Annotated in this window: 9 protein-coding genes; 4 read left to right on the forward strand and 5 right to left on the reverse strand. The window is 31.4% G+C overall.

Features of this window, described 5'->3' with window-relative positions; all coding sequences use genetic code 11:
• Positions 1 to 174: 174 nt before the first annotated feature.
• Entirely contained in the window at positions 175 to 735 is a 561-nt protein-coding gene (locus tag CVD18_RS19870) for a Crp/Fnr family transcriptional regulator (protein WP_103867246.1), read from the forward strand.
• Between the two features lie 162 nt (positions 736 to 897).
• Here CVD18_RS19870 and CVD18_RS19875 read toward each other — a convergent pair whose 3' ends face one another.
• Positions 898 to 1,509 (reverse strand): hypothetical protein, encoded by a 612-nt coding sequence (locus CVD18_RS19875; RefSeq protein WP_103867247.1) that lies wholly within the window; start codon positions 1,507 to 1,509, stop codon positions 898 to 900.
• Between the two features lie 571 nt (positions 1,510 to 2,080).
• Between CVD18_RS19875 and CVD18_RS19880 the strand changes: the two genes are divergently transcribed.
• From CVD18_RS19880 to CVD18_RS19890, 3 genes are all read left to right on the forward strand, one after another.
• Positions 2,081 to 2,782 (forward strand): hypothetical protein, encoded by a 702-nt coding sequence (locus CVD18_RS19880; RefSeq protein ID WP_103867248.1) that lies wholly within the window; start codon positions 2,081 to 2,083, stop codon positions 2,780 to 2,782.
• A 140-nt stretch (positions 2,783 to 2,922) separates the two neighbouring features.
• On the forward strand, positions 2,923 to 5,688 hold the full coding sequence (locus CVD18_RS19885; protein WP_103867249.1) for a TonB-dependent receptor domain-containing protein: 2,766 nt from the start codon (positions 2,923 to 2,925) through the stop codon (positions 5,686 to 5,688).
• A 72-nt stretch (positions 5,689 to 5,760) separates the two neighbouring features.
• Positions 5,761 to 6,942 carry a hypothetical protein gene (locus CVD18_RS19890; protein ID WP_146052871.1) on the forward strand — a complete coding sequence of 394 codons (1,182 nt, stop codon included), beginning with the start codon at positions 5,761 to 5,763 and terminating at the stop codon, positions 6,940 to 6,942.
• A gap of 80 nt (positions 6,943 to 7,022) precedes the next feature.
• Here the strand turns inward: CVD18_RS19890 and CVD18_RS19895 are convergent, their stop codons facing one another.
• From CVD18_RS19895 to CVD18_RS19910, 4 genes are all read right to left on the reverse strand, one after another.
• Positions 7,023 to 7,616, reverse strand: coding sequence for a hypothetical protein (locus CVD18_RS19895; protein ID WP_146052872.1), 594 nt, complete (start codon positions 7,614 to 7,616; stop codon positions 7,023 to 7,025).
• Complete coding sequence (locus tag CVD18_RS19900; RefSeq protein WP_103867252.1) at positions 7,609 to 8,115, reverse strand: RNA polymerase sigma factor; 507 nt, start codon at positions 8,113 to 8,115, stop codon at positions 7,609 to 7,611. The genes CVD18_RS19895 and CVD18_RS19900 overlap by 8 nt, the downstream gene beginning before the upstream one ends.
• Positions 8,105 to 8,980 carry an alpha/beta fold hydrolase gene (locus CVD18_RS19905; protein WP_103867253.1) on the reverse strand — a complete coding sequence of 292 codons (876 nt, stop codon included), beginning with the start codon at positions 8,978 to 8,980 and terminating at the stop codon, positions 8,105 to 8,107. The genes CVD18_RS19900 and CVD18_RS19905 overlap by 11 nt, the downstream gene beginning before the upstream one ends.
• 217 nt (positions 8,981 to 9,197) lie before the next feature.
• Positions 9,198 to 9,617 (reverse strand): GNAT family N-acetyltransferase, encoded by a 420-nt coding sequence (locus CVD18_RS19910; RefSeq protein ID WP_233194600.1) that lies wholly within the window; start codon positions 9,615 to 9,617, stop codon positions 9,198 to 9,200.
• Positions 9,618 to 9,756 lie beyond the last annotated feature (139 nt).

The raw sequence follows: 9,756 nt of genomic DNA on the forward strand, positions 1-9,756 counted from the left end.
TTTAACTATAATTGTAAGATCTTTCAAAGTGGCACTGTTTGACCGAAAAACGTGGCACCATCACTCCGAAATAGCCAATGATCTATGCTATGACAGATAATAAGAGTAAAGGGAAAAAGAAAAACAAAGGATAAACCCTATTTTTTATAGTTGTTTAAATAATACAATGAGTATATGAAATCTTTTTTATCCAAAATACATAAAATAGATGATCAGATGTTGGATACGTATATCTCGTATTGGACACCGTATAAGGTACCTAAAAAAACGACACTTACTTCACCTGGGCAAACAGAACGATATATCTATTTCGTGCTAGAAGGAATTCAGAAATCATATTATCTTAACGAATCAAAAGAGCATATTACGTTTTTTGCATACGCTCCTTCATTCAGTGGGGTTTTAGAATCTTTTTTTACTCAGACTCCATCAAGATATTATTTGGAAACAATTACAGATAGTGCATTTTTAAGAATTCCTTATGAGAAACATGAGCAACTCATGCAAGATTATAGAGAGATCGAAACTTTATTCCGCAAAGCAACAGAGCAATTTTTGGCAGGAGTTATACAGAGGCATCATGAGCTTATGGCTTTTGATATAGAAACACGATTCAAAACATTTGCCAAAAGAAGTCCACATTTATTTAATATGATTTCTCAAAATGATCTGGCTTCTTATTTAAGGATTGATTCAACCAATTTCAGCAAACTAATTAATAAAGTACATATCTAAAAATTTGACTATAACATCAATAATTTAAAAGGTTTTCAAAAAAACATTGGGATATATCTCAAAAGGTATTTTGGGAGTATTGATTATATCTTTTGTTCTACTCATTAATCTGTGTATTGTAAAGAAAGGTGTAGTTTGAACTGTTTTTTGATAAAAAGAGGGTTATTTTTCTTTAAAAGTAATAATGTCTAAAGGGGTTTTAAACTTTTTCCACATAAAATAAATAGCAAATATTACAATAAGAATAGAAAATAGAATAGATACTGTTGGACCAAGAAAATTAAATAGAGAATCTAATATTTTGCCAGCAAGTTTATTACGAGATCTAATAGCAGATTCCCCTAGATTTGCTTCTCCGTTGATAGTTAAATAAACCAGACAAAGTCCAAAAATAAAAATATAAAAAGAGGAGCTATTGAATACTGCATTAAGCTTTTTCTCGGTTTTTACCTTTTTCTTTAATACATCTAACTGGTCTAATTGTGTAGAAAAATCAAGAGCTTTTTGTTCAGAATCAAAAGCTATTTCTTTCCAATAAATCATAATATCTTCTACTTTGCAAAATCCTTTGAAATACATTATTCCACCTCGAATTTTGATTTCTTTTATATCGTGAAATTTAAACTTAGTAGTTTTCTCCATTATTTCAGGATACTTATAGAAGTGGATAAACCTTTCAGGATTGTTCTCTTTTAGTTTACAAAAAGAGATCGCATCCTTTCCGATATAAATTGATTTAACTTCTTTGCTATCTACTGAGTATATTTTTTCCATATTTTAAAAAAATAGTATTTTATTTTTATGTCAATACATAAAAGGAAATTAACTTCTGTTTATTATAACTCTAACAACATATTGATGTGTAAATTATAAAATATAACAAATTAGAACTGTCATTAATGAGGTTGAATGGAACCTTTTTTTTAGTATTCTGATTGTCAGCTCGCTATAATGAAAAAAATAAACTTATTTTATACTTGTAAAAAAAGTGAATTTTTAAAGAATTTCATGCTAAAACAAGTGAATTTGCTTACAAAAATCGACTTAAAACAGCTTTTTTTTATAAATAAAATGTCCAATAATAAGACTATTAAAAAATAAAGTAAATTAATGTAAATTATTGTTAATCAATGTTTTATTTTATTGATTTGAGGTAATGTAATTCTTTTTTTGAAATTGATCAACAATAAATTATGTTAAATTAACATAAAATAATATACGGTTTTACCGTAATTAAAAAATGATTTTCTATAGCTTTGCAAAAATTATTTTTAACAGTAAATAGTTTTAAAAGACGACGCCCCGTCTACCCAAAAAAAAATGCTAATAAGTAACCCTACTTTGTATGAAAAAAAAATTACTTTACTTTATTTTATTTGCCCCTACTTTATTGATAGCTCAACTGCCTAAATCAATGATAGTTGAGAACAAGCGATCTTATTTCTTTGAGGAATATGAAGGGTCTCCGTATTTAAAGGATAAATATGTAGCCTATGATGTTATTAATGAAAAAATAGGAACTTTTACTGGTAAACTAAAATACAATATTGATCTAGATGCGTTTGAGTATAAAGATGGTTCTAAGTTTTACCAAATTATCAAAGAAGCTGAAATTCATATACGTAATGAAGATCATTTTTTTTATTACTGCCATTTTGTATCGCCCAGAGGTTCAAAAAGAGAAGGGTATTATGTTTTGTTAGAATTACATGATCAATACAGAATGTATAAAAGATACACTTTGGATATTACTGAGCCTGAGAAAAGCTCAGGAAGTACCTATGGTGTTGAACCTGGAGAGATCAAACAAATTTGCACCTATTATCTAGAGGAAAATGGTGTGATCGCAGAATTATCACAGAATGAAAAAGATATCTTAGAGCTTTTCAGTGATAAAAGAATAGAATTAGCAGCTTACCTTAAAAAAGAGAAACTTCGATTGAAAAAGGAAGAAGATCTTGTGCGATTTATAGCCAAGTATAATGCCTTAAAACAAAGTGATAACACTACAAACAAAAGCCTTATAAGTAAAAGGCAGGAAGAATAATATTTTAACCCTTTTTTAAACAAAAACTTCGATTTATATTTTTTGCATATTCATATGGATAAGTGCCCCCTTTTCTGTATGTTATATGTTGATTTAGAATAACTTAATTAATAATTATTAAATTTAAATACCGCTTAAATATGAAGAAATTTTTACTAATGTTTATGCTATGGGCAGGTACAATTGCATACGCCCAATCTACCTTTACTGGACAGATAACGGACTCCAGTAATAAACCAGTTCCAGGAGCAGTAATTTCGATACGAGGAACAGATATTATTGCGTCTACTGATTTTGATGGATTTTTTACTTTAGAAGTAAATAAACCACAATTCCCTGTTGTAATTGAGATCAAAAGTTTTGGTTTTAAAAGTCAAACAACCACCATTCCTTCAAAAGATGCTTCAGGTAATATATTGGTTACATTAGAGGAGGATTCAAAATTAGATATGGTCGTTGTTTCTGCATCGAGAGCTCCAGAACGTCTTTTTGATTCACCAGTTAGTATTGAACGTTTTGGTCGTAAAGATCTGGCAAATTATGATGCGATGGATTACTTTGATGCGCTGAAATATTTAAAAGGAGTAGACCTGAATGCTAGTAGCTATAATCTTAAGCTTCTTAATACCAGAGGGTTTTCTACTTTAGAGAATACACGTTTTGTACATTTGATTGATGGGATGGATAATACGAACCCTACATTAGGATCCAATTTAGGAGATCTTTCAGGGATTAATATTTTAGACATCAATAGTATAGAGATGGTTCCAGGACCTTCTTCTGCATTATATGGGGCAAATGCATTTAACGGAAGTTTATTTATAGCCAGTAAAAATCCATTTGATCACCAAGGAGTAAGTACTTATTTAAAAACAGGAGTTACTTCGCAAGAAGCTGCGGGTAATAACCAATTTTATGATTTTGGTGTGCGTATTGCGTATGCTTTTTCTAAGAAGATCGCTGCCAAAGCAAGTCTTTCTTATTTTCAGGGAACTGACTGGCATGCAGATAATACAGATAACCTTGTTAACGCTGCTACAGATAGAACAGATCCATCTTATAATGGTGTAAATGTTTATGGAGATGAGGTTCGTTTTAACCTATCAAATTTATCAACAGCATTGGTTGATAGCGGAGCACTTACTACAGTAGATGCACAATTTTTGCCTAATCAAGTTGTAAGTAGAACTGGATATAATGAAGTCGATCTTTATGATGATAAGATCAATACATTACGATTTAATGGAGCAATACATTATAAGCCTTTTGAAAACGATTTTGAAATAATTTATAACGCTCGTATCAATAAAGGTACATCTGCTTTTCAAAATGCTACTCGATATATAGCAAAAGGAGCTATTATGCAACAGCATAAGATCGAAATAAAGAATGATAACTTTTTCTTACGTGGATATATCACTTCTGGAGATGCAAAAAAATCATATGATGCTGTGTTTGCAGGAATTAACCTGAATAGAGCATGGAAAAGTGATGATCAATGGTTTGCAGATTATAGTAGTGCCTATGTAAATGCTGTTCGATTAGGGGAAACCACAGAACAAGCACATGCTTTATCTAGAACTGCTGCAGATACAGGAAGATTAGTACCAGGGACATCAGAATACCAAAATGCTTTTAATAATGTAATCGGTAAAACAGACCTTGAAGGAGGCGCACGATTTATAGACAAGTCTCTATTTAAACATGCAGATGCCAATTATAACTTTAGTCATTTGACACAGGATTTTGCAGATATTCAAGTAGGAGGTTCATTTAGAGAATATGAATTAAATTCTGCAGGAACAATCTTTACAGATTTTGAAAAACCTATTGTATATTCTGAATATGGAATATATACACAAATTCAGAAAAAATTTGCTGATGATAGGTTTAAAGTTACTGGATCTGTACGGTATGATAAATCTCAATTATTTGATGGTAACATCTCGCCAAGGGTTTCTCTTGGATATACATTGGGAGAAAGAAGAAACCATAATATTAGAGCTTCTTATCAAACAGGATTTAGAAACCCAACAGCACAAAACCTTTATATAGATTTAGATGTTGGACAAACAGTTAATGTAGGATCTGCACCAGATAACCTTGATCGAGAAGAGAGAACGTATAACCTTTCTTCTAATGGAAGATCGATAACAGGAAATAATACAGCAACTATTTCAGGAAGACAAGCTTATGATAATGCATATTCACTGGTTTCTGTTACTAATAGAACACCAACAGCCGCAAATAACGATGTCGTTGCCCCAGAAGAAATTGTAGCTGTAGAATTAGGATATAGAGGAAAAATTAATAAAATAACACTAGATGTAAGTGGGTACTATAATGAGTACACAAACTTCATATCTACAGAAAATGTATTAGTGCCTTTATATGGTAATGTAAATGATGTAACTGGTTTGTCAGCGCTTTCAAACAATGATGTTCGTCAATATCAGATATATACCAACTCTGGTGCGGCTATTAATTCTTATGGAGCTACAGTAGGAGTAGGAACAAAAATTCTAGGAGGATTTGATCTGGATATGAATTATACTTTTGCTCAATTAGATTTTGATGAAAGTGAAGATCCAAATTTCCGTCCAGGATTCAATACACCAGAACATAAAGCAAAAGTAGTATTTGGTCACAAAAAAATATTTAAAAATTTTGGATTTAATACAGCATTCCGTTGGAGTGATAGTTACCTATGGCAAGCTCCTTTTGGAGAAGGAGAGATACCATCATTTTCGGTAATTGATGCGCAACTTAGTTATAAGATCCCTGGATTAAAATCAACTATCAAATTAGGAGCAACCAATTTAGGAGGTAAAGAATACTTTACCGCAATTGGACCAGGAGCAATAGGCTCAGTATATTATGTAAACCTATTAATCAATAATTTATAGAAGATCAATTCACCATAAACAATAAGCAGTTGTTTGATGGAAGAATTAAGTTTAAATAAAAAATATATCAATATGAAAGTGATAAAAAAAATTATAATCATCAGCACACTTCTGGTTGCTATGTCTAGCTGTGATGATGATATTTCTGAAGTAATAACCTCTGGAAAAGATGGTGTCATTACTTCACAGGAAGATCCAGATCTTGATACTGCATACCTTACTTCTGAAATAACAGGAGAAGTAACATTAAATGCAGAAAACGAATGGAAATTGGCGGGGCCACTGATAGTAAAATCAGGAGCAACTCTTACTATAGAAGCTGGTACAACTATCAAAGCAGTACCAGGAGGAACCAATATTTTTATTTCTGTAGAACAAGGAGCACAAATATTTGTTCAAGGTACAGCAAAGAATCCAGTAGTAATGACATCTGCTGCTACGTCACCAAAAGCAGGTGATTGGGGAGGGCTAATTATTGCAGGAAATGCTCCAGTAAATACGGGGATACCTACAGAAGCAGAATTATTTAGATTAACGTATGGAGGAAACCAACCAGCAGATGATTCTGGAACTATCACCTATTTAAAAATTGAATATACAGGAGCTCGTATAAATGAAGAAACTGAATTCAACGGATTAAGTTTATATGCTGTAGGTAATGGTACTACGATCAATCACCTAGTGGTTGCAAACGGAGCAGATGATGGTATTGATTTGTTTGGAGGTACAGTGAACTTATCTAATATTCTGGTGGTTAATTCAGAAGATGATATGTTTGATTGGACTGATGGATGGACTGGAACAGCAAACAATCTGTATGGAGCTCGTCTTGAAGGTTTTGAAAAAGTAACAAGTGACTCTCATGGTATTGAAGGTGATAATCAGGAAGCAGTAAATAATGATACAGCTATGCCTAGATCAAATCCTACAATTACGGGGCTTACCATTGTAAATGCAGCCAACGTAAAAATGGAAGACCTTATCAATATAAGAAGAGGAAGTAGTGTTACTATTTCTAATGCATTACTTGTATTGACAGGAGGCGCAACTACAGGAAATGTAGTAGACCTTACTGATAGAAAGGGAAATGCGGATGTTTCTACCAGTATTATAGCAAATGTTTTGGGAGCTGATGGAAGTACAGTAAATAATCCAGATGAAGCAACAGTAACGCTTACAGAGGTTACAGAAGTAATAGGAGGGGCTGATGCAACTGTTTTTGAATGGACAGGGATAAGCTTGCCAATAATGTAAGATTAGTTTCGTTAACCAATAAAAGACTGCCTTAAAAAGGCAGTCTTTTTTATTTTAATTAGACTGATTTAGAAATAATATTATTCGGTTATTTCATTACGTAAATCCATAATCTCACTTAGTATTACCATTTCTTTTTTTATACCTTTTCTTATGACAAAAAATAGAATGATGGCAATTACTATATAAGATATGTCAATCAATAAGAGATTCCAGCGACTTATATATAAACTGAATTCTGGAGTAATCATATAAAATCCTATTGTATACAGCCCCACAATGATAGGAGCAACGATAGAGTGAATAACTTTCCTGAATTGATGAAAACGAATCGTATTTTCTGTAGCAGTCAATGTATTATGAATTGTATTCATTCGTTTTGCCTTGCCAATACTAATAATTTCAATACCAATTCTAACGATCAATCCACAGATCATTAACCCTGCACCAATTCTACTTAGGATTTCTTTTACAGGAGCTACATAGTAAAAGAAAAGAGAGATAACAATCAATGTGGCTAATAGAATTATAATCGTACCATAGTAAAAGAAATAATTAGCTTTCTCCTTTTTCTTTATTTTGTCATATAGAGTATTGATACCATTAGGCGATAGCTCTATATTGTTTTTGTTATTATTCCATTCATTCTGGAATTCTTTAAAATCATTATCCATTACCATTATTTTCTAAAATTTTTTTAAGACGTTTCTTTACTCTATGAATTTTCACTCGTACATTGGTTGGTTGTATACCAATAACTTCTGCAATTGTATCATAATCCTGATTATCTAGAACCATCATAATTAACAATCGGTCTAGTTCATTCAACTGTCCAATGGCAGTATATAATGTAGAAATAGCTCTTTTTTCAGGAGTTTTTTGTTCAGGAAAAGGGACTTGATTTTCTATTTCAGATATAGAGAATGTAGGTTCTTTTTTCTTCTTTTTTACATGTTGTAAACACGTATTCACTGTGATTCTATAAATCCAGGTTTTGTAAGAAGAAGCACCTCTAAATGTTTTTAAGTTTTTCCATACACTTATAAAAACTTCTTGCTGTAGATCCTTTGCAATATCATGATCCCCTCTAACAAAACCAAGGCACATTTGCATTACCATGGCATGATGTTGCTGGTATATTTCTTCAAAAAGAATATTCTGATTACTTTTCATCCGCCAAAAAAGTATTTAGGGTAGTATATAACCATTCTGGTTGATCAAACATTATAAAATGCTTACTATTCTCAGCTATTAAAATAGTTTTATTAGCTAAGGTAGCGTATTGACTTTCATAATTAGGTTTTACCGTTTTTGTATTAGGAAAAGAAGCTCCTAGAATTAACGTTTTTGCAGTTACCATAGGAAGTACAGGTCTTAAGTCTAGTTTTAATAAATCGGTATATCCATATACATAAGTAGTTCTGTCTGCCTCTAGTATCCAATTCATTAATGTTGATACTTTATCGGTAGAATTGGTCATATTGGAAGCCATCATACTAGCAACATTTTTAAATTGATCTGCATCCATCTGTAACATTTGAGTATTGTAAGGACTATCATAATAAAAATTTTCTGCAGGCACATTTGGCATCATTACCTCCCTCATACAAGGTAAGGCATTTACGATAACTAATTTAGAAATTTTTTCTGCAATATCAACCGCAAGATTACCTCCCATACTATGAGCAACGATGATAACATCGGTAAGTGTATGATGTTGTATATACGCTATAATTGCTTTTTTTATGGTAGCATACCAAGGCATTTTTATAGGAGCATGGCCATTAAACCCAGCATAAGAAAAGAGATGAGATTGTCTGTTTGTATTAAGGTTTTTGATCGTTTCTTTCCAGATAGTACCTGGAGTTGTAAATCCTGGTAAAAATAAAATTGGTTTTCCTGTACCTATAGTCTCAACGATGATCGGTTGAGGTGCGATAGTTTTGGATAGATGTGTACTGTTTTGGGTATTTGAAAAACCAAATGTATGTGCAAATAGAAAAATTAAAAATATTAATGCTTGAAGTAAAGTTTTCATACTGTTATTTTTTTATGTTCTATTCCTTTGATAAAAAAAACAGTATTTGTTACACCCTCTACCCATATTTTTTTTTCGATACATAAGTTTTATACCAAGTTAATTTGATATTAATACTTGATAATAATAAAAACTGACCGATTAGGTTTGTTGTAGTTTTTTGGTTTTTAGTTTCTTGTGTGGTTTTTGTGAAGATTTACTTGCTTAGAAAATCATGTTAGAAAGTTTTTTCCATAATTACATATTCGATCCCGCCTTTCTCAAACTTTTTATCTGTGGTTTTTAAGTTGAATCTCTCATAGAATTTTGATTTTTCTACTCGTGCATTACACCATAATTTTCTAATTCCTTCTTTTTTTATTAGATCTATTATATTTTTTAATAATATTGTTCCATACCCTAATCCCTGAAACTCAATTAATGTTGCGAATTTTCTAAATTGAGCTTCGTTATTCTCTAAAAATAGAGATAGTATAGATGTTATTTCTCCATTTACAAATAAACCAAAATGTCTTGCATCTTTATCATTTGGTAGAGCAACATACTCTATCGGCTTATTGGGCCACATAACTTTGTGTCTAATAGGTAAAGTTTCAGCAGTGGTAATTTGTTTAATTTCAGGAATTGTATCGTTCACTTATTTCTTTTTTTACACAGATTAATTATAGTATCTATCTTTATTACAGATCCATCTTTATTGGAGTTGCTACCTTTATTCGGACAGATATTTAAGACGGTTTATGTTTAAATAAATATCTTAGAAAAATGAAAAAACG

The sequence above is a fragment of the Aquimarina sp. I32.4 genome (assembly GCF_002924285.1).
GTDB lineage: Bacteria > Bacteroidota > Bacteroidia > Flavobacteriales > Flavobacteriaceae > Aquimarina.